Source organism: Zhenhengia yiwuensis, from assembly GCF_014384995.1.
Taxonomy (GTDB): Bacteria; Bacillota; Clostridia; order Lachnospirales; family Cellulosilyticaceae; genus Zhenhengia; species Zhenhengia yiwuensis.
Map to the genome: position 1 here is coordinate 1 of NZ_JACRSY010000013.1, position 22,570 is coordinate 22,570.

Below are 22,570 nucleotides of genomic sequence, written 5' to 3' on the forward strand. Positions count from 1 at the left end.
AGCACTAAGTCTCTATCATATCTTTGGAATTTCTGACCTTTTTTAGGCATAAGAAATGCACCTCCATTTAGTTGAACACATCTTTTTTATTATGTGTCTACTAAACGGGGTGCATTCTCTTCTTTAGGTGCTTTTTTTATAGACAGGTAAGCAAGCTGTATATACATATTGGTGCGACAAATAAAGCGATACGTTTTGTAAATAAAGAAGAGAAGGTTCTAGGTAATAAGAGTTTAGAATTGTTTAAAATTATGGTAAAATTTATTTGTAATATTTCTATTCTGAATAAATAAAATAACTAAAGGATAATGTGGATGATGAAATACGAAGCATACAAAAGTTTTTTTGTGAACCCAGCAGAGTTTGGTTTCTTACCTGAAGCAAGTGGAATTGAAAACACTAAAGCACTTCAAAAAGCTTTAGATAGGGGAGGGACGATTGTTATAAGCCGCCCTGGTACCTATAAGTTAGCAGGAACAGTATATATTGGGAGTCATACGTCCCTCGTATGTGGGAATAATGTTTTTATTAAAAAAGTAGATGAACAGGGCACTTTTACGCACGTTATACTAAACAAAGGGGCCTTAACCAAAACCTATGATGAACATATTAGTATTGAGAATTTACATATTATTGTAAATGGCATAGATGTACGTACCTTTAAAGAGGTATTTGGACTTCATGGGCAGATTGCTTTTTTCTATATTAAAGATTTAAAAATTGAGGGATTCCGCTGCATGGATCTAGGTGCATTGCAATATGGTATTCATGTGTGTACTTTTGAAGATATTATTATTAATGATATCATGATCAAAGGAGATAAAGATGGGGTCCACTTAGGAAGAGGTAAGCGTTTTAGAATCAGTAATGGTGTATTTGAAACATTTGATGATGCTATAGCGCTCAATGCGCATGATTATGATGTAGGAAATCCAGAGTTGGGGTGGATTGAAGACGGTATTGTAGAAAATTGTCATGACTTAGATGCTGAGAAAATGACAGGTTATTTCTGTCGTATCTTAGCTGGAGCATGGAGAGATTGGCAGCCAGGTATGGAAGTTCAAAAATCAGATACTGTTGTTGCACATCATAGACTTTATCGTGTAAGAGAAGATGCAGATGGGAAAATATATACATCTCATACAGAGCCAAGTCATGAAAGTGGGACAGCAGTTTTAGATGGCATACACTGGGTAATGGTTCAAGATGATGTGACTTATACAGCAGGGGTGAGGAATGTTATTTTCCGTAATATCTTTTTAAATAAGGCACGCATTGGATTCTCTGTGCATTTTGATAACGATAGATATAGCCGATCTTACTATCCAGGTTCCAAGGTGCCGAGTCAGGAGCAGCTTACTTTTGAAAATATTAGAGTGTTGCATGATGAAAAGAAAGCTTTTTTATCTATAGGAACACCTATGAATGTTATTACAGTTTCACACTCTAGTCTTAATCATAATCCTATTCATTTTCATGGTAATAAAGCTATGCCAGATTACCTTAAAACTAAGATTAACATGTTTGGATGTGTCTTTAATCATAAAGGAACAATGGATTTGATTATTAATAGTATTGAGAATAAAATGATAGAGTTAAAAACATTTTCAAACATTGAACTTTATGATGAGTTTAAAGCAAATATCATACAAGGTAATGGAAAAATTGAAGTATGCTCTGATCTTACAGGATTAAAAAACTAAAATTATGAGTTAAATAAACTTCTCTTTTGTGAAGTATTTAAGGCACCTGAAAAGGTGCCTTTTTATATGGAACAATGATTAAATTCATTTCTGTATAGAAGTAGAGTAAAATTCTTTAGGTGTCATGCCGTATTCTTGCTTAAAAGCTCTAAAAAAATGAGAGTAATCCCCAAAACCACAACGTTTATATACCTCACTAATAGTGTAATCTTTTAAAATAAGTTCTTTGGAGAAAGCTAATTTTTTCTTAATCATATACCTATGAACAGTAAGGCCTGTATATTTCTTAAATTCTCTAATAAGATGATATTTACTTGTATAAAGCGTCTGAGCAAGTGTATCTAAACTAAGCTCTTCTTCAATATGGTCATGAATATATTCAATACAATTGGAGACAAGCTCACTATAGTGATGCTGATAGATACAGGAGGCCTGAGTATTTTCAAAAGCCCTATTAATAAGGACGAGAAGTTCCGTTAAATAAGTATGATAAAGAATATCGCTACCAAAGGAGGTAGCTTTTTTAGCTTCGAGAATTTTTTTTAGTGTAATATGTATGGCATCAATAATAGACTCTGTGCATCTTAAAAGATTATTACTAGAGGTATAAGTAGAAAAGCAGCTTTCTAAATTCGTAAGAGGGGTAGATAAGCTTTTTAAAAAAGATTTATTAATCCAAAGAACAATGCGCTCATAAGGTATAGCGGGATCATGGATGAGTGCTTGATGAAGCTCTAAAGTATTAATTAAAATCATATCACCAGGTAAAAGCCTATAATGTTTTCCTTCTATAGACATCGATACACTGCCGGAGATAAAAAAGTAGATTTCATAAAAATCATGATGATGAAGTTCTAAATAAGGTAAGTAGGTATCTTTTGAATGTGTAATTTGAAAAGTTGTACTATCCATTGTTTGTTTGGGAGAAAAACGTGTTAATTCAGACATAGGTCCTCCTAGAGCAATTTTTGCAAGTTTTATGCCAATATTAAACTATTAAAGGCATATTTAATTGATCTATAATGAAGAAAATAATAGATTTAAAATAATGAATTATCAATTAATTTATTATAACATAATTTTTAAGCTGTTAGTTTATTAAAAGTCAATAGGAGGCTAATAATGCAAATTCCTTTTTATGTAAGTTTGGAAGATAAGGTGGTTGTTATAACGGGAGCAGGAGGTATTTTATGCCAAAGAATGGCCATGGCATTAGCAGAATGTGGGGCTAAAGTAGCTTTGCTAGACATTAATAAAAGCAGTGTAGATGGGCTTGCTACTCAAATACAAAGAGAAGGAAAAGAAGCTATGGGCATACAGGCTGATGTACTGGATAAGGAGAGTTTAAAAAGGGCACACGAAGTTGTATTAAAAACTTTTGGCAAATGTGACTTACTTATAAATGGGGCAGGAGGCAATCATGATAAAGGGACTACTACAAAGGAATATTTATTTGAAGAAGACCTAGTAGATCAGGAAGTGCAAACTTTTTTTGATTTAGATGATACGAGTATACAGTTTGTTTTTAATCTTAACTTTTTAGGAACGTTGCTGCCAACTCAAGAGTTTGCTAAAGATATGATTGGAAGAAAGGGATGTAGTATTATTAACATTTCTTCTATGAATGCTTTTACACCACTTACAAAGATTCCAGCTTATTCAGGCGCCAAAGCAGCTGTAAGTAATTTTACCAAGTGGCTTGCAGTTCATTTTTCAAAACTAGGCATAAGGGTCAATGCTCTGGCTCCAGGATTTTTTCTCACTAAGCAAAATGAAAAACTTTTATTGAATGAAGATGGGAGTTTAACGCAAAGAGCACATAAAATTATAGAGAGCACGCCCATGGGCCGATTTGGAGAGCCAGATGAATTATTAGGTGCTTTATTATTTTTAGCAAGTGAGCAAGGATCAGGATTTGTAAATGGGGTGGTCCTGCCAGTGGATGGTGCTTTTTCAGCTTATTCAGGTGTATAGGGGGGCTAAAGTATGAAGATGACTTTTAGATGGTATGGAGAGGATGATCCAGTTAAGCTGGAATACATTGCTCAGATACCAGGAATGTATGGCATCGTAAGTGCGATTTATGACATACCTGTAGGAGAAGTATGGCCTATTGAAAAAATACAACAGTTAAAGAAACGAGTAGAAGCACATCATTTAGAACTCAGTGTGATAGAGAGTGTACCGGTACATGAAGCAATAAAAATGGGTTTGCCTGAAAGAGATACCTATATTGAGCATTATAAACAAACCGTTAGAAATTTAGGACGCTCGGGTATCAAAACAATTTGCTATAATTTTATGCCAGTATTTGACTGGACACGTAGTGACTTAAATTATGTATTACCAGATGGTTCTACAACTTTAATTTTTGAAGCAGATAAAATTAAAACGTTAGACCCAAGTCTTGGGAAATTGAAGCTTCCAGGATGGGATACTTCTTATGAAGAGCATACGCTTAAGGCACTTTTAGAGCAGTACCAGAGTATTGATGAAGAAAAATTATGGGAGAATCTAGAGTATTTTCTAAAGGCAGTTATACCTGTTTGTGAAGAGGAAGATGTGAAGATGGCTATTCATCCAGACGATCCACCTTGGAGTATTTTAGGATTACCTCGTATTATGACAAACTTTGAAAGCTTAAAGCGCCTCATCACGTTATATGATAGCCCCTATAATGGTATTACCCTATGTGTAGGTTCATTAGGATGTGATTTGAAAAATGATGTTGTAAAGATGATTGAATACTTTGGTCAAGAGAAACGACGTATTCATTTTGCACATTTAAGAAATATACTGGTGGAAAAAGAAGGACACTTTAAGGAGATAGGACATTTATCTGAAAAAGGTTCCTTGGATTTTTATAAAATTGTAAAAGCGTATATAGATTATGATTTTGACGGCTACTATAGATCAGATCATGGCAGAATGATCTGGGGAGAGACAGGAAGAGCAGGATATGGACTTTATGATAGAGCACTAGGTGCAGTGTATATTAATGGACTTATAGAAGGTATTCAAAAAAGTAAATCTGCATATGGAGGGGGAAATAGGTAATGAGAGTAGGTGCGCAGCTTTACACTATTAGGGACTATACGCAGACAGAAGAGGCACTTGAGTTATCGTTTAAGAAATTAGCACAGATAGGATTTGAATGGATACAAGTATCAGGGATCGGTAATATAGATCCTTATAAGGTAAGAGCCTTAGCAGATGAGCATAAGCTAGACATTGTTATTACGCATACAAATCCAAAAGAAATCTTAGAAGATACAGAAGCTGTCATCAAAAAACATGAGATTTACGGCTGTCAACATATTGGTATAGGGTCTATGCCGCAAGGATATGAAAGAGACCTAATAGGCATTAGGAAATTCATTAAGGACTATACAGAGGTAGCTAAAAAGCTTCAAGCTAGGGGAATGAAGCTTCATTATCATAATCATGGATTTGAATTTGAAAAGTTTGAGGGAAGATTAGCTTATGATGTACTTATCCATGAAACTGATCCAGCATTATGGGGATTTATACCTGATACTTTTTGGATTCAATTTGCAGGCATCAATGCTGCAAAACAACTGATTGCTTTAAAAGATAGAGTCGTAGCCTGCCATTTTAAAGATCTGGCAATGAAGGGGCATAAGCAAATAATGGTACCTGTTATGGAAGGTAATTTATGTTTTGATGAAATTATAGCGGCATGTGAGATAGCGCATATTGCTTATGCCATGATTGAACAAGATGATTGTAATGGAGAAGATCCTTTTAATTGTTTAGAAAGAAGTTTCGTCAATCTAAGGAAAGTAGGTGTTAAATAATGAATGAAGTGAGAATAGGCATTGTAGGAATTGGGAACATGGGGAGTGTTCATGCCAAAAATATCGTAGATGGAAAAATACAAGGTCTTAAGTTAACAGCAGTATGTGATATTGATGCGCATAAAAGAACATGGGCTAAAGAAAATTTAGGTGAGGAGATAGCTCTTTTTACAGACTATAAAGAAATGATTAAGAGTGGATACATTGATGCGGTGCTTATTGCAACACCTCATTATATTCATCCGAATATTGCAATTTATGGATTTTCTAAAGGCCTCCATGTATTAACGGAAAAGCCAGCAGGTGTTTATACGAAACAAGTAGAAGCTATGAATGCTGCTGCAAAGGAAGCAGGAACTGTATTTGGTGTAGTCTATAATCAAAGAACCAATCCTCTTTATAAGGCATTAAAAAAATTAATCGATGAAGGAAAACTAGGAGAGCTTAAACGTTGTGTATGGATTATTACCAATTGGTACCGTACACAAGCTTATTATGATTCAGGAAGCTGGCGTGCCACATGGGCAGGAGAAGGTGGCGGTGTACTCATCAATCAATGTCCACATAACTTAGATTTATGGCAATGGTTATTTGGGATGCCTTCTAAAGTCACTGGTTTTACGGCTATAGGAAAGTATCATCACATCGAGGTAGAAGATGATGTAACAGCTTATGCGGAATATGACAACGGCGCAACTGCAGTCTTTATTACAACAACAGGGGAATGTCCTGGAACAAATCGCTTAGAAATCTCAGGAGATAGAGGAAAAGCTGTTATTGAAGAAGGCGTACTTAAATTTTATGAATTAGAGCAAGGAGAGAGAGAGTACTGTTTTACTAGCCAGGAAGGATTTGGAAGCCCTAAAATGAATGTACACAACGTGGAGGGAGAAGGGATAGAGACTGGGCATAATGGTATATTACAAAACTTTACTAATGCTATTTTATATGGTGAAAAATTGATTGCGCCAGGGAAGGAAGCTATTAGAGGCTTAACGATCTCTAATGCCATTCATCTTTCAAGTTGGCTAGGTCAATCTGTAGAGCTCCCAATCAATGCAGATCTTTACTTAGAAAAGTTACAAGAAAAGATTGCAGATTCTAAGGTTAAGCCTGAAGTCACTTCTAAAATTTCTGATTTACAAGGAACTTATAATAGTCGGTGGGATGTGAGATAGATGGAAACCTTTATGAACGATAACTTTTTATTAGAGACAGAGACTGCCAAGCACTTATTTATGGAGTATGCTAAGCATATGCCCATTTGTGATTATCATTCCCATTTAAGTCCAAAAGAAATTTGGGAGGATAAAAAGTATACCAATATTACCCAGTTATGGCTGTATGGTGACCATTATAAATGGCGTGCTATGCGTCTTGGTGGCATTCCCGAGGACTATATAACAGGAAATAGAAGTGACTATGAAAAGTTCATAGCTTATGCAAAAACATTGGAAAAAGCTATTGGTAATCCATTATATCATTGGACGCATTTAGAACTACAAAGGTATTTTGATATACATACTCCTTTATGTGAAAAGACTGCTAAGGAAATTTGGGATGCTTGTAATAAAGTGATTCAATCAGAAGATTTTAGTGTTCGAAAATTGCTAGAGAAGATGAATGTTTATTATGTAGCAACAACAGATGATCCTATAGATTCACTAGAATTTCATAAGTATTTAAAAGAAGAAGGAAAGTGTTTTACAAAAGTAGCGCCAACCTTTAGACCAGATAAAGTATTAAATATAGAACAAGAAGATTTTAGAGGCTATATAGAGGCATTATCAAAAATAAGTGGGATTGAAATTAGAAGTTTAAAAGCTTTAAAAGAGGCGCTTTTAAAACGAATAGATTATTTTAAGGATTGTGGCTGTTGTTTATCGGATCATTCACTTTCAATGGTTCCTTATGGTCCTATAGAAGAGTGTGAAGTAGCGTTCATATTAGAAAAGGCTCTAAGAGGAGAGCCTTTAACAAGTGAAGAAGTAGAAGGTTATAAAACTTATTTAATGATCTTTTTAGCCAAAGCCTATGAATCACATGGGTGGGCGATGCAACTACACTTAGGTGCTATGCGTAATAATAGTCAAAAGATGCTTAAGAAGATTGGACCAGATACAGGATTTGACTCGGTTAGAGATGGGGAAATAGCAGGTAAGTTATCAGGCTTATTAAATGAGATGGAACTACAAGATGGACTGCCTAAGACGATTTTATATACCTTAAATCCTATTTACAATATGATAGTAGGAACGATGATAGGAAACTTTAGTTCAGATAGTGTAGCTGGGAAAATGCAATTTGGAACGGCTTGGTGGTTTAATGATAACAAAGATGGCATCATAACACAGCTTAAAGATTTAGGTAACACGGGAGTTCTTGGAAACTTTATAGGGATGCTAACAGATTCTAGAAGTTTTCTGTCTTTTACAAGACATGAGTATTTTAGAAGAATCCTTTGCAATCTTATTGGCAAATGGATGGAACAAGGTGAAGTACCTAACGATTTAGCGATGATGGGTAAGATAGTAGAAGATATTTGCTTTAATAATATTAAAAATTACCTTAATGTCTAAGTCTATTATTGATAGCCAATTAACATACGAAGTTTAGGATAAGGAGAATGAAATATGAGCCAATTTATAGTATCAGCTTTTGCCGATGAGATTGATATGGATTTAAAAACTCAAATGGATGTACTAGATACGCATGAAATGAAGTTCATTGAAATGCGCGGCGTAAACGGACAAAATGTTTCAGACCTTACATTAGAAGAGGCAAAAGAAATTAAAAAACAACTAGAAATAAGAGGTTTTCAGGTATCAGCAATAGGTTCTCCTATTGGAAAAATTGGAATAGAGGATTCGTTTGAAGCTGAACTTGATAAATTTAAACATACATTAGAAATCGCAAAGATATTAGATACACGTTATATACGTATGTTTAGCTTCTTTATACCAGAAGATAAAAACCCAGAAGATTATTTCGAAGAAGTGATAAGGAGATGGGGAGCTTATATTGAAGCAGCAGTAGGAACAGGAATGATATTACTTCATGAAAATGAAAAAAATATTTATGGAGATACTGCCGGGAGATGTTTAAAGCTCATAGAGACATTAAAGTGTGATTTTGTAAAATTAACTTTTGATCCAGCCAATTTTGTTCAGGTAGGTCAAGATACTATAGGTGCTTATGAATTATTAAAAGACTATATTGCATACATACACATTAAAGATGCAGATCAAGCAGGAAATGTCGTACCCGCAGGATATGGTATAGGCAATGTAAAAGTTATTTTAGATAACCTTAAACATAGAGGATATGAGGGTTTCTTATCATTAGAGCCTCATCTTGGTCAATTCCAAGGCTTAGAGAACTTTGAGCTAGATGATCGTTATCAAAAATTACCACCAAGTGGTGCGAAGACTTTTGCTGTAGCAGCTGCTGCATTAAAGAAGCTTATGAAATAAATTCATTTATAAATTAGGTTCATCACCATTAACTGTGCTGGACAAATTAAATACCAAATTTTGCAAATAAAAAATGCATCTATTATCCTTTACTCTTGTAAGTGCGAACAAACTTGAGAGTGAGCTTTTGACAGTCTAAAGGCTGTCAAGCTGAGCCATAAATTATAGATGATAAGTCAGGATAAAGCTTTATGAGAGCTTGAAAATGAGGTAAACAAGATACAAAAGAAGTAAAGATGTTAATAGGCAATAGAGAGAGAAAAAAATGCAGTGAAAAATATTTTTTATTGAAACTTTTCAAACAACTAAACTGTCTAAAGAGTATTATAGTATGAAAAGGAGTAGATACAATGTTAAGAAGAAGTCAATGGTACATCAGACAATCTTTAAAAGTGGGGTTAATCGTAGCATCTTTAGGAATGGGGGGAATGACTTTTAATTTATATGCGAATGAACTCGATATAGCAGTATCACAGGATAGAGCAGATACAAAAGAGATAAACGTGCTTATGATACCAAAATCTTATCAAGAGGATACAAAAAGTTATAGCGTTCAAGTAACGGTTCCACAAATAAGTAGTGAAAAGTATAGTATGTATGCTAAAACGATAGAGGATAGAATAAACAAAGAGATGCAAGATGCTTTGGAATTAGCTAAACATAGAGGTAAGGAATATTATAAAGCTTATTTAGCAACAGGAGGTAAGGAGTCTGATTACAGACCTGTTGACATAAAAGTGGATTATGATGTGAAGTATAATACAGATGGAATCGTATCCCTAGGCATTTATAAGACAGAAAGTATAGGTTCTGCATATGATACAGCTTATTTTTACAATTTTGATTTAGAAAGTCAAAAAGAAATAACTTTAAAGGATTTTTATGGTGAAGATTACAAAAGGATTATTGATGAACAAATCATGAATCAAATAAAAGAGCGTATAGCTCAGGAAGATGCCGTTTATTTTGAAGGGTTTGAAGGGATTAAAGAAGATCAGGTCTTTTATATTAATGAAAAAGGAAATCCTGTAATTGTTTTTGATAAGCATGAAATTGCCCCAGAATTTATGGGGATGCAATCTTTTGAAATAGTAAATCCAGCCAAGTTACTTCAGCTAGAACCTGAAGCACATTATGATGTAAAAAGATCTATATTACCTAATAATCCACGTGTAAGTTATCCTAAGGTAGAAGGGTATAAAGGTGAACTTTTACAAGATTATATCAATCAAAGCCTGTATCGTGTAGTTGAAAAGTATCAAAAGGATACTTATTCTAATCTAAGACTAGATTATGATGTAACACGTATGGATGATAGCATCCTCAGTGTACTTTATAGAGGAAGTGTAGATATAGAAGGATTAGGAACAAAAATGTTCGTAGATAGTATTAACATAGATCTTAGTAAGGATAAAACAGTGGATGAGATTAATGTTAAAAATTTCATTTTACCTACTCAAGAAGCACAAACTGCCTTTAATAAAATTTTAGAGGAGAAATTAAAAGAACAGGGGATAGAAGAGGTACAGGTAGAAGGCCTTAGTGTATACTTTAAAGATAACAGAGCAGTATTTTATTACATGATTCCAGACGATAGTGTGCAAAAAGTTGTAGAAGTAGTGATACCTTTAGTTGAATTAGAAGGAATCAAGGCTAACTTTTAGGAGTACTTTAGTCTATATAAGATTGAAATTAATCCCCTTGCAGAAAGATAAGCTGTAAGGGGATTAATTTCAAGAGTGATAGGGTCTCCTATTGGAAAATTGGAGTAGAGGATACCTTTGAAGTCGAACTTGATAAATTTAAACCTACATGATTAAAAGACTATATTGCATATATGCATATTTAAAGATGCAGATCAAAAAGGAAATGTAGCACTGGAGGGATATGGTATAGGTAATGTAAAAGACATTTTAGATAACCTTAAACATAGAGAATATGAGGGTTTCTTATCATTAGAGCCTCACCTTGGTCAATTCCAAGCTTTAGAGAACTTCGAGTTAGATGATCGTTATCAAAAATTACCGCTAAGTGGCGCGAAGACGTTTGCCGTAGCAGCTACTGCATTAAATGAATTTATGAAATAAATTCATTTATACGTTATAATAGAACTAGAAGTATACTACAGGAAGGAGGGGTCGAATATGAAAATGCTTTTTAAACAACGTTTTTTCTCATGGTTTGATAGTTATGATATTTATGGGGAAGATGGAAGTGTCTTATATACAGTTAAAGGAAAGATGGCATGGGGACATTGTCTAGAAGTCTATAATGCCAAAGAAGAACATATTGCCACCTTGAAGGAAGAGGTATTTACTTGGATGCCAAGATTTCGTATATACTTAGGAGATCATTATGTAGGAGATATCAAAAAGGAGTTTACCTTTTTTAAACCTTCTTTTTCCTTAGATTATAAGGGATGGGAAGTAACAGGTGATTTTTTTGATTGGGATTATGAAATAACAGAGAGTGGCTCTGCTATCGCATGGGTTTCAAAACAGCTTTTCAATTTTACCGATACCTATACCATTGAAGTGGCTCAGCCTGAAAATGCCTTAATGTGTCTTATGATTGTACTTGCTATTGATGCTGCTAAATGTTCAGGAAATAATGCCTAAAGCGTATAAGTTTCCTTTCATTTAAAGTATTTTATTCATTTCATAATAGAGAATAAACAGCTTAAAGTAGGATTGCTTTAAGCTGTTTTATTTTGACAGAGATAGCATAAGTGTATAAACTTATTTAACGTATAGAATAAATAAAGCCACGAGGAGTTAAGTGAGACGAATTGTCATAATCTAAGCTTACTGGTATGATAAGAATAAGAGATTTAATGGATAGACCTAAGAAAGTTAGGATTTAATCATAGACAACAATAGTGAAGGATTTGAAATAACGTATGAAAAAATTAGTCATTGGAATATTAGCACACGTAGACTCGGGTAAGACTACCTTATCCGAGAGTATGCTTTATTTGAGCGGTAAAATTCGAAAGTTAGGTAGGGTAGACAATAAGGATGCTTATCTAGATACTTATGAGTTAGAAAGGGCAAGGGGGATTACCATCTTTTCTAAACAGGCTATGCTAACGGTAGAGGATACTCAGATAACCTTGTTAGATACCCCTGGACATGTAGATTTTTCGGCTGAAATGGAGAGAACACTTCAAGTATTAGATTATGCCATTTTGGTTATTAGTGGTGCAGATGGTGTGCAAGGGCATACACAGACACTATGGCGATTACTAGCTCTATATCAAATACCTGTTTTTCTATTTGTTAACAAGATGGATCAACCAGGAACGGATAAGGAAAAATTACTAGAAGAATTAAAAAAACGTTTAAATGATGGTTGTATTGAATTTGGACAAGAGGAGAGCGAGGACTTTTATGACCAGCTGGCCATGTGTGATGAAGAGCTTATGGAAAGCTATCTAGAAACGGGAGAGATTCATACTGTGCAAATTGCAAAAGGGATTAAAGAGCGTAAAGTATTCCCATGTTTCTTTGGTTCAGCATTAAAATTAGAGGGTATAGAAGCGTTCATGCAAGGCATTGTAAAGTATGCGCAGATACCTTCTTATGATGAGGCATTTGGTGCAAAGGTATTTAAGATCGTAAGAGATGAGCAAGGCAATCGCCTAACTTATATGAAGATTACAGGTGGAAGTCTTAAAGTTAAAGAGGCTTTAGTTAATCGGGATTGGGAAGAGAAAGTAAATCAGATTCGTATCTATTCAGGGCAAAAATTTGAAGCAGTGAATGAGGTAGAGGCAGGGGCTATATGCGCCGTAACAGGACTTAGTCAAACTAGGCCAGGAGAAGGCTTAGGGATAGAAGAAGCTTCAAGTACACCCCTCCTAGAACCTGTACTTTCTTATCAAATTTTACTGCCGGAAGGCTGTGACCCAAGAGTTATGCTCCCTAAATTACGTCAGCTTGAAGAAGAATCACCAGAACTTCATATTGTATGGAATGAGGAGCTTCAGGAAATTCAGGCACAGATTATGGGGGAAGTTCAAATTGAAATTTTACAGAGTCTTATAGAGGAGCGCTTTGGCGTGCGTGTAGCCTTTGACTCAGGAAGAATTCTGTATAGAGAAACCATTGCAAATGTAGTAGAAGGCGTGGGCCACTTTGAACCTTTAAGACATTATGCAGAGGTGCATTTATTATTAGAACCTGGAGAGAGAGGAAGCGGCGTGCAGTTTGCATCAAGCTGTAGTGAAGACGAATTAGAAAGAAACTGGCAAAGACTTGTGCTATCCCATTTAGAGGAGAAAGACCATAAGGGTGTCCTTACAGGATCTGTCATTACAGATATGAAGATCACTTTAGTAGCAGGACGCGCACATAAAAAGCACACAGAAGGCGGTGACTTTAGAGAGGCGACTTACCGTGCAGTGAGACAGGGACTAAAGCAGGCAAAATCTGTATTGTTAGAGCCTTATTATGCTTTCCAATTAGAGCTCCCTGAAAAAATGGTAGGGCGTGCTATGACAGATATTGAGAAAATGCAAGGAACATGTGAAATCTCTCAGACAGATGGTGAAACGGCAGTTCTTGTAGGCAGTGCACCTGTTGTAACCATGAGAAACTATCAAAAAGAGGTTATTGCTTATACTAAGGGACACGGCAGGCTATTTTGTAGTTTAAAGGGGTATGAACCTTGTCATAATGCAGATGAAGTTATAGAGCGTATAGGCTATGATTCTGAAAGAGACATAGAAAATCCAACAGGCTCTGTATTTTGTGCGCATGGGGCTGGCTTCTTAGTTACATGGGATGAAGTAAAAGATTATATGCATATTGAGAGTTACTTGAAAGATGAAAAAGAAGCCTTACAGCAAGTAGAGAAGAACCAAGAGACATTTGTAGAAGAAGAGTGGATTGGTTTAGAAGAGATTGACCAAATACTCAATAAAACTTTTTATGCTAACCAAGGAGAAAAATCAGTTTGGAAAAAACGTAAGGCAGGACGCCAGGCTTATTTTGAACCTGTTACTTATACAAGTAGACCGAGAGGTTCCAAAGAAGAGTATCTTCTTGTAGATGGGTATAATATTATCTTTGCATGGCCTGAGCTTAGAGATCTGGCACAGGATAATATGGATGGTGCTAGAATTCAATTACTCGAGTGCCTTACCAATTACCAAGGAATAAAAAAGTGTCAAATCATTGTTGTATTTGATGCCTATCGTGTGCAAGGTAACCGTGCCGAAATCCTGGATTATCAAAACATTCATATGGTCTATACCAAAGAAGCACAAACGGCAGACCATTATATTGAAAAATTTGTACATGATCATCAGGCTAAGTATGATGTAACAGTAGCAACATCAGATGGATTGGAGCAAATTATCATCAGAGGAGCGGGATGTGCGTTGCTATCCGCTCGAGAGTTAAAGGAAGAAATTGAAAGAGCTAATGAAAGAGTAATGCAGGCCTATCAAGATAAACAAGTGGTAGAGCGTAATTATTTAGCAGATGCCTTATCACCAGAACTTAAACAGCAGATGGAAAACTTAGTTCAAGAAGATTAAAAGGGCTATGCCTCGTATAAATGACGAGGCATAGCCTTTAAGTTTAAGGAAACGGATATTCAAATTTTATTTTTATTGTAGATAAATGTCAGTTCATGTAGTTTAGAGGTTGATAAAGTACGCGTGATAAGATACCATAAAGGTATAGAGAAGATGACTAAAAATTTACTTGTAGGAGCTAGCTATAGGGGATAAAAGTGATGCATACACCATACATGTATCCTATGTCAGCTAGATTAGCATAGGAGGGTTGAGATGAATAAAAAAGCTAAAAAAAGATACCGTAAGAAGATAAGAAAGTATATAGTAGGAACCAGTTTAGTTATACTAAGCACTGGAATGATTGTAACAATTTATAGTAGTACATTAGAAGATAAGCCTTTTAATGAATATAAAAATGAAACTGAAATGCTAGATAATGATAAGAATAAAGATGAGCCCATAAATGAAAAGCAAGAGGAAGGCATAAGCGAGGAGGCGTATAGCGATGAAAATACAAATGAAAATGCAGATGAGACTGCGGATGTAGAGCCCACTTTATACTATTATGAAGCGGATAAAGAAGAACGCTATTTAGCCTATGCCGAGCGTTATCCAAAGCTTCCATATGAGGAGGTAGTGTGGCAAGTAAATGCAGGTGTTGATCAGCCTCATTATACAGGAGTAACAGAAATTACGGATACAGAAGAAGAGATTATTCTCGTTAATAAATATCATAAGTTGCCTCTTGATTTTGAGCCAAAAGAGTTAGTGCCATTAAGTTCCGGGCCACTTGTAACCCCGGCTACTAAAGAGGCCTATGAACAGATGGTACGTGATGCAAAAGCTGAGGGATATTCTATAAGAGGAGTATCGGCATATCGCAGTATAGCTTACCAGATCGATGTGTATAATCGTTATCTTAGACAAGATCCTGAAGAGGTTGTAGATACTTATAGTGCCAGACCAGGATTTAGTGAACATCATACAGGTAGGACCATTGATTTAGATAATATCTACCGTACAATGGATGAATTTGAACATACTAAAGAAGCAAAATGGGTAGCTGAAAATGCTTATAAATATGGTTTTATTGTACGTTATCCTAAAGATCATGAAGATATAACAGGGTATATATATGAACCATGGCATATTACATATGTTGGAATCCCAATAGCTACTGAGATGAAAGAACAAGGAATAGAGACATTAGAAGAATACTGGGTAAAATATGTAGATCATAAAAAAGCTGAGTTCTAAAGAACTCAGCCTTTTTTTATAGCAATTAATTTTTTAATAGCTTCAAAACTTTCCTTACTTATAACATGTTCAATTTTACATGCATCTTCTAGTGCGATTTCTTCACTTACACCAAGCTGTTTTAGCCAAGAGGATAAAATCTTATGTCTTTCATAAATCATTTCAGCCACTTCTTTGCCTGTATCGGTTAAGTAGATAAATCCGGCTTCAGTGACCGTAATATAATGATTTTCACGTAGATTTTTCATAGCCGTACTAACGCTTGATTTTTTGAAGTTTAATTCATTTGCGATGTCAACGGAACGTACAACAGGAAGCTTTTGACTTAATATGAGAATGGTTTCTAAATAGTTTTCAGCTGATTCATTTAGACTCATAATGACTCCTTTTGTTGTCTAGAAAATAGAAATAGGTTACTCATTAAAATAAAGTATAGCATGGTGCACATTATTTTTCAAACGCTGAGGAGTGGCGATATTCAAGAGGCGTGCAGTGATATGTTTCACGAAATCTTTTAATAAAGTTACTGGTATAAGGGTAACCAACTTTACGAGCAATTTCGGCTATACTTTCATCTGTTGTGCAAAGAAGATGAGCAGCAAGGGACATGCGCATAGAAGTTATAAACTGTCCAATAGGCAGATGATAATAGTATGAAAAGCCTGCCTTCAACTTTTGAGGATTTAAAAGCACTAATTCACTTAAGTGTTCAATAGTAGGCGGAGATTGAAGGTTTTCTATAAGGATTGTATGGGCTTTTTGAATAGCACGAATATCCTGAGCATTGAAATGTAAATACTTATTTTTACCAACAGGTACTTTGCCGTAATAAAGTTGTTTGGTAAAGGCATGTTCAGGAGATGCTTGTAGGGTTTCCATAAGAATTCCTATACATTGAAGGAGATAGCTTTCTAAGAGAAGCGGATTAAGGGTATTTTGTTTAGCAAGAGACTGCATCTTTTCTAAAAGGGTAACGATCTCTATAGGAAGATAACGATAGGTAAAATTGGGTGTAAAGTTTTCAAAGCTAAAATCCGCATTCAAGCTCTTTTTAATAATATCCTCAAAATACGTATCATGTATAGTGAATTCTGCACCATGAAAGTGCTGACCTTTCGTCCAAGTTTGTTTCCCTTTAAGGTTTTTTTCGATGACAAAAAAAGAAGAAGGTGTAAAGGAACCTGTAGGCTGATTTTCAAGTTTGAAATTGGTAGTACCTTCATAAACTGTTCCAAAGCGGATTAAATGTTCTGGATTATCAAAAGCCAGCTTAAAAGAGTGAGGGACTGTATAATCTGCAATACCAAAAGAATAATAGCCAGGACGTTCATAAAATAGAAAATATCCATTTTCAGGATGTTGTGGATTTTTATAAAGAATAGAATGGTTTTGCTTATGAGGAAGAAATGTTAAGGCTTGTAGGACAGTTTCACGAAAGGATTTAGAAGATTTAACAAGTTTATACATAGTATTTCCTCCATGATAAAAAATATAGAAAAAGTATACGAGATTGTTTCTCAAAAAGCAAGGCTGTCTAAAAGGAGATAATGCAATCGGATGATAAAATAATGAAAAGAGATGAAAAGCTTGTTTGAGTGGAGGGGGCTATGTATAATCCAACTATCTGTTAGTTACAACTAACCAAAATGAGTCGAAGAGAACGATGTAGACGAAAAGGAGATATAAGATGAAAAAGTATATTTTACTTGTAATGAGCATCTTTGTATTAGTTTTTAGCCTTGTAGGTTGCGGCAATAATAACCAAGCAGGACAACAAAGTGCCAATGAAGGACAAGAAGCAAAAGAAACACGCGTAGTAAAAGATGTAAAAGGAGAAGTGGAAATTCCTATGCATCCAGAACGTATTGTAGATATTAGTGGAGCAAGTGATATTTTATCTATTTTAGGCTATGACGTTATTGGAACAGCCAATAGTGATGGTTATGATTATACAAAATTCCCATCTTATTTAGAAGATGTACTTGGACATGCACAAATTTTAGGTTACAGCATGTTAGCTGAAATGGATGTAGAAGCCATTATTGCATTAGAACCAGATTTAATTGTTATCTCTACAGTACAAGAAAAAATGTACGATCAATTATCAAAAATTGCTCCAGTCGTTATGGTGGAAATGAAACAAATGGACTGGAAAGAAGATTTTATGCACGTAGCTACAATCTTTGGTGAAGAAGAGAAAGCAACGGAGTGGATTGATACTTACTTAGCAAAAGCCAAAGAAGTTGGTGCAAGTATTAAAGAAACATATGGTGAAGAAAGTTCTTATTTATCTTTCTTAGCAAGTGGTGGTAGCTTATTTATCTTTGATGGTGCTGGCCTTGGGACAATCTTTTATGATGATATGGGCTTAGCAAAACCAGAAGGAATGCCACAGCAAGAAAATGTTAGCTTACCAGTTGTAACATTTGAAGGCTTAGCAGAAATTAATGCAGATTATATCTTTGCTATTGCAACAGATGAAGACTTAGCTGCTTTAACAGCAAGCAGTATTTGGAACGGAACAGAAGCTGTAAAAAATGGAAATGTCATAACATTACCAGCAAGTCCATACTTTAATCAAGGTTATAGCCCAATCGGAAGATTAGTATTTGTAGAAGAAATAGAAGCTTTATTAGCAGGTATGCATGAATAAGAAAACCTTTTTTCTTGTTAGTACGTGTAGCATAATTGCAGTAATCGGGCTAGTTATTGCAATTAGCTTTGGTGCTAAGCGTATTCCCTTACAAGTTGTTTGGGACAGCATCTTTCATTATGAAGATATTTTAGAAATGCAATTAGTCCGAGATGTTCGTATACCAAGAGTGATTAGTACCGCCTTTGTAGGCGGTATTCTTGGTATTACTGGGGCTATGATGCAGGGGGTTACAAGAAACCCAGTAGCAGAACCTTCATTAATGGGTATTACGCAAGGGGCTACATTTGCTATAGCTTTAGTAGGTGCAAGTTCATCTTTATATGGATTATTTGGCAATACTGCGGCAGCCTTTTTAGGTGCCATAGTAAGTGGTTTATTAGTACTTGGGTTTAGTATGAAAAGTGCTAGAAATATGAATATTTCACGTTTATTATTAGCAGGAACGGCATTAAGTACTTTCTTTATTTCTATGGCAACGATTATTGCACTGCTTACGAATAAATCACAAAACTTAGCCTTTTGGCTATCAGGAGGTTTTCGTGCAGTGACTTGGGAGAGTGTAAAATTAGTGGTTATAGTAGGTGGACTGACAACACTGATAGCACTCTTTTTATCGCCTAAAATTAATATCGTTAACTTAGGAGAAGATGTTTGTATAGGTCTTGGAGAAAATCCCGTTAAAATTCGTATGTATACTTTACTGCTGATTATTCCAATGTGTGCAGTATGTGTAGCTGTAGCGGGAAACATAGCGTTTGTTGGCTTAATCGTACCCCATATTGTAAGAAAAATAGTTGGGCAAGATTACCGCATCATTATGCCGATCTCTTTCTTATGTGGGGCAACCCTTGTCATTTGGGCAGACGTATTGGCTCGATTAGTTAATCAGCCGTATGAAACACCTATTGGACTCTTTACTTCTATCGTTGGCGTACCTTTATTTATATGGATGGTTAGAAAGGAGAGTTAGAAATGAAAAAACGTGTAGTTATGGCGACTATCATTACTAGTCTTCTTTTTATAGGTATCTTTTTCTTAGCGATTAGCTGGGGAAGTTACAATATAGCTTTTGAAGATGTTGTTAAAACGTTAGTTGGAGCAGGATCAAGACTTCAGCAAACAACCATATGGGATATTCGTTTACCTCGAATAGCAGTGGCAATGGTTGTAGCGATTGCCTTATCTACTTCAGGCTGCATTTTGCAAAGTGTGACACGCAATGAGCTTGCAGAGCCTGGTATGATTGGGATTAATGCAGGGGCAGCAATAGCTGTTGTCTTTTTAATATCTTATGGGCAAACAACTTATTATGATCGTATTGGAGATTTTGCCTTATTTGTTATGCCCATTGTAGCTATTTTAGGGGCATTTTTAAGTGGAGGACTTATTTATAGACTAAGCTATAAAAAAGGGATATCACCCACTAAGCTTATTTTAACAGGGATTGGTGTAAATGTTGGGATTAATGCTGTCATCTCCTTATACCAGCTGAATATGTCAAAAGGAGACTACAATCAGGTGCTTACTTGGATTAGTGGAAGCTTATGGGGAAGCAGTTGGAAATTTTTCTTCTTAGTTATGCCACTTATCCTTCTCTTTTTAGGGCTAGTCATCTGGAAGAACAAAATACTAGATGTGCTGGATTTAGGAGATGAAATTGCAATAGGATTAGGTGTATGTGTAGAAAAAGAAAGAAAGATTCTATTTTTCTATGCCATTGCATTAGCAGCACTTGCAACCTCTGTAGCCGGTAATATTGCTTTTCTTGGCTTATTAGGTCCACATATTGCAAAACGTTTAGTAGGTCCTATTCATAGAAGACAAATACCTATGGCAGCCCTTATCAGTTGTATCCTTATTGTATTTGCAGACTCAATTTCAAGAAATGTTTTTTCACCTATTGAAATTCCAGTTGGCATTACACTAGCAATTGTTGGAGTACCTTATTTTATTTATTTAATGTTAAAAGAATAAGAGGTTTGGAGGAACAAATGGAAGCCATTAATATAAAAGACTTAGATGTCGCTTATGAACAAAGATATATTATAAAAAATATGAACTTAGAAATTCCTAAGGGAAAAATTACAATGATTATTGGGTCAAATGGTTGCGGAAAATCTACTTTACTCAAAACCATTGCACGTATTATTACACCTAAAAAAGGAGAAATCCGATTAAATGGTGTAAGTATTAAAGAGCAGGCGCCAAAAGATATTGCAAAAAAAATGGCTGTGTTGCCGCAAAGTCCTACTGTTCCTTCAGGGCTTCTTGTTAAAGAATTAGTTTCTTATGGCAGATTTCCTTATCAAAGTGCTATGGGGGGCTTAAAGCAAGAAGATATAGATAAAGTACAAAAGGCTATGGAAGATACCGGTATTATTGAGTTCGCCAATCGCCCAGTGGACAGTTTATCAGGTGGACAAAGACAACGTGCATGGATTGCTATGGCCTTAGCGCAGGAAACAGAAATTTTAGTATTAGACGAGCCTACGACTTATTTGGATATGGCACATCAGTTAGAAATTCTCTTGTTACTACAGAAACTCAACAAAGAACAAAATCGTACGATTATTATGGTCTTACACGAACTGAATAATGCTACGAAATTTGCGGACTATCTTATTGGTGTTAAAGAAGGTGAAGTTATTTTTAAAGGGGAACCTTTAGAGGTGATTACGAAAGAAAATCTACAAAAACTTTATGGCATTGATGCCAAATTGCAGTTAGATGAAACAAACAGTTATCCAATTTGTGTTGATTTTAATATTGGACGAGAGGATTCAAAGGAAAGGAATGAGTATGCAAAGTAAGCTTTATCATAAAAATTTTAATATATTAGTACTTGGGCAGATTATATCCCTATTTGGAAGCTCTATTCAGCGCTTTGCTTTGTCCTTGTATCTACTGGATTTAACGGGATCAGCGAGTATTTTTGCATCTATTTTAGCAATCTCTATGATTCCTATTGTACTCATTTCACCTATAGCGGGGATTTTAGCGGACCGTGGCAATAAGAAAAAGCTTATGGTTGCTTTAGATCTTATAAGTGGGCTACTCTTAGTCTTCTATGCAGGAATTGTACTGCAAGGGAAAGATCATGTGGTCATTATAGCCCTTGTCATGATTTTATTATCTACCCTTTCTACTATTTATCAGCCTGTAGTCAATACTTGTATTCCTATTCTTGTTGCAGATGAGCATTTGGTAAAGGCTAATGCAATTATTCAGCAAGTTGCTTCTTTAAGCAATTTCTTAGGACCGATTTTTGCAGGGATGTTATATGGACTCTTTGGCATTACAGGCGTCATTCTTTTAAATATGATAAGCTTTTTATTCTCGGCAATAATGGAATTATTTTTAGACATTCCACATACCAAGGGAGAGCAAAAAGAATCTTTTAAACAGGTCTTTTTAACAGATATGAAAGAAAGTTATCAGTATTTAAGATATAAAAATCCTATTGTTTTACGTATGCTTTTATTCTCTGGATTCTATAATTTGTTTTTAGTACCTGTATTTAGTATAGCAGCACCTTATTTAATTAAGGTTACGTTTGGGCTATCTGCAGAGGTCTATGGAATAGCAGAAGGTATGATTGCACTTGGTATGATTATGGGTGGGGCTATTATTACATGGAAGCCTAACCGTTTCCATATTAAGCGTGTGCATAGGTTACTTTATATGACATCTTTAGCAATGCTTATGATGGGCGGTTCAGTATGGTTATTCCAATTAGGTAAGGGGTCAGCTCTTTTTAGTGTTATGATCTTTACACTGTTTGGAATGGTCATTATGGGCGTACTAGGCATTGCCAATGTGCTGAGCGCAGCTTATTTATATCATGAAGTAGAAGGTTCTATGTTAGGTAAAATTTTAGCCTTTGGCTCAGCCTTTGCTACTTTATGTATTCCACTAGGACAAATCCTATTTGGGGAGTTAATTGAGAACTTGGTAGGTCATATAGAATGGATTATTTGGTTTGCAGCCCTCTTTGTATTCGGTGTAACAAGCTTAGTACGTTGGAATGTCTTACAAATTAAAGATGAATAAAGTATTTTTTATTCTACGTTTTAGATGAAAAAATTACTTGGACAAGATATAATGAAATTACAGTAAAAGTTTAAAATTTTAAGCTATTA

The 22,570-nt window shown here is 35.2% G+C and carries 20 protein-coding genes; 17 read left to right on the forward strand and 3 right to left on the reverse strand.

What is annotated here, in order from left to right:
* The first annotated feature begins 314 nt into the window (after positions 1-314).
* The gene (locus H8718_RS09220) at positions 315-1,703 is read left to right on the forward strand and encodes a glycoside hydrolase family protein (protein WP_249332664.1); all 1,389 of its coding nucleotides are present in this window, start codon (positions 315-317) and stop codon (positions 1,701-1,703) included.
* Positions 1,704-1,787: 84 nt separating this feature from the next.
* Here the strand turns inward: H8718_RS09220 and H8718_RS09225 are convergent, their stop codons facing one another.
* Positions 1,788-2,651, reverse strand: coding sequence for a helix-turn-helix domain-containing protein (locus H8718_RS09225; protein WP_249332665.1), 864 nt, complete (start codon positions 2,649-2,651; stop codon positions 1,788-1,790).
* Between the two features lie 174 nt (positions 2,652-2,825).
* Here H8718_RS09225 and H8718_RS09230 point away from each other — a divergent pair, with 174 nt between their 5' ends.
* The 11 genes from H8718_RS09230 (at position 2,826) to H8718_RS09280 (ending at position 15,775) form a co-directional block, all read left to right on the forward strand.
* Positions 2,826-3,677 carry an SDR family oxidoreductase gene (locus H8718_RS09230; RefSeq protein ID WP_177668358.1) on the forward strand — a complete coding sequence of 284 codons (852 nt, stop codon included), beginning with the start codon at positions 2,826-2,828 and terminating at the stop codon, positions 3,675-3,677.
* A 12-nt stretch (positions 3,678-3,689) separates the two neighbouring features.
* Positions 3,690-4,760 carry a mannonate dehydratase gene (uxuA, locus tag H8718_RS09235; RefSeq protein ID WP_249332666.1) on the forward strand — a complete coding sequence of 357 codons (1,071 nt, stop codon included), beginning with the start codon at positions 3,690-3,692 and terminating at the stop codon, positions 4,758-4,760.
* Positions 4,760-5,521: a sugar phosphate isomerase/epimerase family protein gene (locus H8718_RS09240; protein ID WP_249332667.1), complete on the forward strand. Its 762-nt coding sequence runs from the start codon at positions 4,760-4,762 to the stop codon at positions 5,519-5,521. Before uxuA ends, H8718_RS09240 begins: the two co-directional genes overlap by 1 nt.
* Positions 5,521-6,699, forward strand: coding sequence for a Gfo/Idh/MocA family protein (locus H8718_RS09245; protein ID WP_249332668.1), 1,179 nt, complete (start codon positions 5,521-5,523; stop codon positions 6,697-6,699). Before H8718_RS09240 ends, H8718_RS09245 begins: the two co-directional genes overlap by 1 nt.
* Positions 6,700-8,100, forward strand: a complete 1,401-nt coding sequence (gene uxaC / locus H8718_RS09250; RefSeq protein WP_249332669.1) for a glucuronate isomerase — start codon at positions 6,700-6,702, stop codon at positions 8,098-8,100.
* A 54-nt stretch (positions 8,101-8,154) separates the two neighbouring features.
* Entirely contained in the window at positions 8,155-8,994 is an 840-nt protein-coding gene (locus H8718_RS09255; RefSeq protein WP_249332670.1) for a sugar phosphate isomerase/epimerase family protein, read from the forward strand.
* A gap of 350 nt (positions 8,995-9,344) precedes the next feature.
* Positions 9,345-10,658 (forward strand): DUF3298 and DUF4163 domain-containing protein, encoded by a 1,314-nt coding sequence (locus tag H8718_RS09260; RefSeq protein ID WP_249332671.1) that lies wholly within the window; start codon positions 9,345-9,347, stop codon positions 10,656-10,658.
* A 165-nt stretch (positions 10,659-10,823) separates the two neighbouring features.
* Positions 10,824-11,081: a hypothetical protein gene (locus tag H8718_RS09265; protein ID WP_249332672.1), complete on the forward strand. Its 258-nt coding sequence runs from the start codon at positions 10,824-10,826 to the stop codon at positions 11,079-11,081.
* Positions 11,082-11,138: 57 nt separating this feature from the next.
* On the forward strand, positions 11,139-11,612 hold the full coding sequence (locus tag H8718_RS09270; protein ID WP_177668374.1) for an LURP-one-related/scramblase family protein: 474 nt from the start codon (positions 11,139-11,141) through the stop codon (positions 11,610-11,612).
* A gap of 281 nt (positions 11,613-11,893) precedes the next feature.
* The gene (locus H8718_RS09275) at positions 11,894-14,536 is read left to right on the forward strand and encodes a translation factor GTPase family protein (RefSeq protein ID WP_249332673.1); all 2,643 of its coding nucleotides are present in this window, start codon (positions 11,894-11,896) and stop codon (positions 14,534-14,536) included.
* 255 nt (positions 14,537-14,791) lie between these two features.
* On the forward strand, positions 14,792-15,775 hold the full coding sequence (locus H8718_RS09280) for a M15 family metallopeptidase (protein ID WP_249332674.1): 984 nt from the start codon (positions 14,792-14,794) through the stop codon (positions 15,773-15,775).
* A gap of 5 nt (positions 15,776-15,780) precedes the next feature.
* Here the strand turns inward: H8718_RS09280 and H8718_RS09285 are convergent, their stop codons facing one another.
* Entirely contained in the window at positions 15,781-16,152 is a 372-nt protein-coding gene (locus H8718_RS09285) for a metal-dependent transcriptional regulator (RefSeq protein WP_249332675.1), read from the reverse strand.
* Between the two features lie 70 nt (positions 16,153-16,222).
* Positions 16,223-17,242, reverse strand: a complete 1,020-nt coding sequence (locus H8718_RS09290; protein WP_249332676.1) for a helix-turn-helix transcriptional regulator — start codon at positions 17,240-17,242, stop codon at positions 16,223-16,225.
* A 220-nt stretch (positions 17,243-17,462) separates the two neighbouring features.
* On the opposite strand from H8718_RS09290, the gene H8718_RS09295 reads away from it, so the two are divergent.
* From H8718_RS09295 to H8718_RS09315, 5 genes are read left to right on the forward strand one after another with little or no spacing between them, the layout of a single operon-like run.
* Positions 17,463-18,428: an ABC transporter substrate-binding protein gene (locus tag H8718_RS09295; protein WP_249332677.1), complete on the forward strand. Its 966-nt coding sequence runs from the start codon at positions 17,463-17,465 to the stop codon at positions 18,426-18,428.
* The gene (locus H8718_RS09300; RefSeq protein WP_249332678.1) at positions 18,421-19,401 is read left to right on the forward strand and encodes a FecCD family ABC transporter permease; all 981 of its coding nucleotides are present in this window, start codon (positions 18,421-18,423) and stop codon (positions 19,399-19,401) included. The genes H8718_RS09295 and H8718_RS09300 overlap by 8 nt, the downstream gene beginning before the upstream one ends.
* 2 nt (positions 19,402-19,403) lie before the next feature.
* A complete protein-coding gene (locus tag H8718_RS09305) occupies positions 19,404-20,405 on the forward strand; it encodes a FecCD family ABC transporter permease (RefSeq protein WP_249332679.1) in 1,002 nt (333 codons plus the stop codon).
* Between the two features lie 17 nt (positions 20,406-20,422).
* The gene (locus H8718_RS09310) at positions 20,423-21,241 is read left to right on the forward strand and encodes an ABC transporter ATP-binding protein (protein ID WP_249332680.1); all 819 of its coding nucleotides are present in this window, start codon (positions 20,423-20,425) and stop codon (positions 21,239-21,241) included.
* A complete protein-coding gene (locus H8718_RS09315; protein ID WP_249332681.1) occupies positions 21,231-22,481 on the forward strand; it encodes an MFS transporter in 1,251 nt (416 codons plus the stop codon). Before H8718_RS09310 ends, H8718_RS09315 begins: the two co-directional genes overlap by 11 nt.
* The last annotated feature ends 89 nt before the right edge of the window (positions 22,482-22,570 follow it).

Excerpts from the sequence above, each read along its gene's own strand:
- H8718_RS09220 (WP_249332664.1), top strand. The coding sequence starts at position 315 with ATGATGAAATACGAAGCATACAAAAGTTTTTTTGTGAACCCAGCAGAG.
- H8718_RS09225 (WP_249332665.1), bottom strand. The coding sequence starts at position 2,651 with ATGTCTGAATTAACACGTTTTTCTCCCAAACAAACAATGGATAGTACA.
- H8718_RS09230 (WP_177668358.1), top strand. The coding sequence starts at position 2,826 with ATGCAAATTCCTTTTTATGTAAGTTTGGAAGATAAGGTGGTTGTTATA.
- uxuA (WP_249332666.1), top strand. The coding sequence starts at position 3,690 with ATGAAGATGACTTTTAGATGGTATGGAGAGGATGATCCAGTTAAGCTG.
- H8718_RS09240 (WP_249332667.1), top strand. The coding sequence starts at position 4,760 with ATGAGAGTAGGTGCGCAGCTTTACACTATTAGGGACTATACGCAGACA.
- H8718_RS09245 (WP_249332668.1), top strand. The coding sequence starts at position 5,521 with ATGAATGAAGTGAGAATAGGCATTGTAGGAATTGGGAACATGGGGAGT.
- uxaC (WP_249332669.1), top strand. The coding sequence starts at position 6,700 with ATGGAAACCTTTATGAACGATAACTTTTTATTAGAGACAGAGACTGCC.
- H8718_RS09255 (WP_249332670.1), top strand. The coding sequence starts at position 8,155 with ATGAGCCAATTTATAGTATCAGCTTTTGCCGATGAGATTGATATGGAT.
- H8718_RS09260 (WP_249332671.1), top strand. The coding sequence starts at position 9,345 with ATGTTAAGAAGAAGTCAATGGTACATCAGACAATCTTTAAAAGTGGGG.
- H8718_RS09270 (WP_177668374.1), top strand. The coding sequence starts at position 11,139 with ATGAAAATGCTTTTTAAACAACGTTTTTTCTCATGGTTTGATAGTTAT.
- H8718_RS09275 (WP_249332673.1), top strand. The coding sequence starts at position 11,894 with ATGAAAAAATTAGTCATTGGAATATTAGCACACGTAGACTCGGGTAAG.
- H8718_RS09280 (WP_249332674.1), top strand. The coding sequence starts at position 14,792 with ATGAATAAAAAAGCTAAAAAAAGATACCGTAAGAAGATAAGAAAGTAT.
- H8718_RS09285 (WP_249332675.1), bottom strand. The coding sequence starts at position 16,152 with ATGAGTCTAAATGAATCAGCTGAAAACTATTTAGAAACCATTCTCATA.
- H8718_RS09290 (WP_249332676.1), bottom strand. The coding sequence starts at position 17,242 with ATGTATAAACTTGTTAAATCTTCTAAATCCTTTCGTGAAACTGTCCTA.
- H8718_RS09295 (WP_249332677.1), top strand. The coding sequence starts at position 17,463 with ATGAAAAAGTATATTTTACTTGTAATGAGCATCTTTGTATTAGTTTTT.
- H8718_RS09300 (WP_249332678.1), top strand. The coding sequence starts at position 18,421 with ATGAATAAGAAAACCTTTTTTCTTGTTAGTACGTGTAGCATAATTGCA.
- H8718_RS09305 (WP_249332679.1), top strand. The coding sequence starts at position 19,404 with ATGAAAAAACGTGTAGTTATGGCGACTATCATTACTAGTCTTCTTTTT.
- H8718_RS09310 (WP_249332680.1), top strand. The coding sequence starts at position 20,423 with ATGGAAGCCATTAATATAAAAGACTTAGATGTCGCTTATGAACAAAGA.
- H8718_RS09315 (WP_249332681.1), top strand. The coding sequence starts at position 21,231 with ATGCAAAGTAAGCTTTATCATAAAAATTTTAATATATTAGTACTTGGG.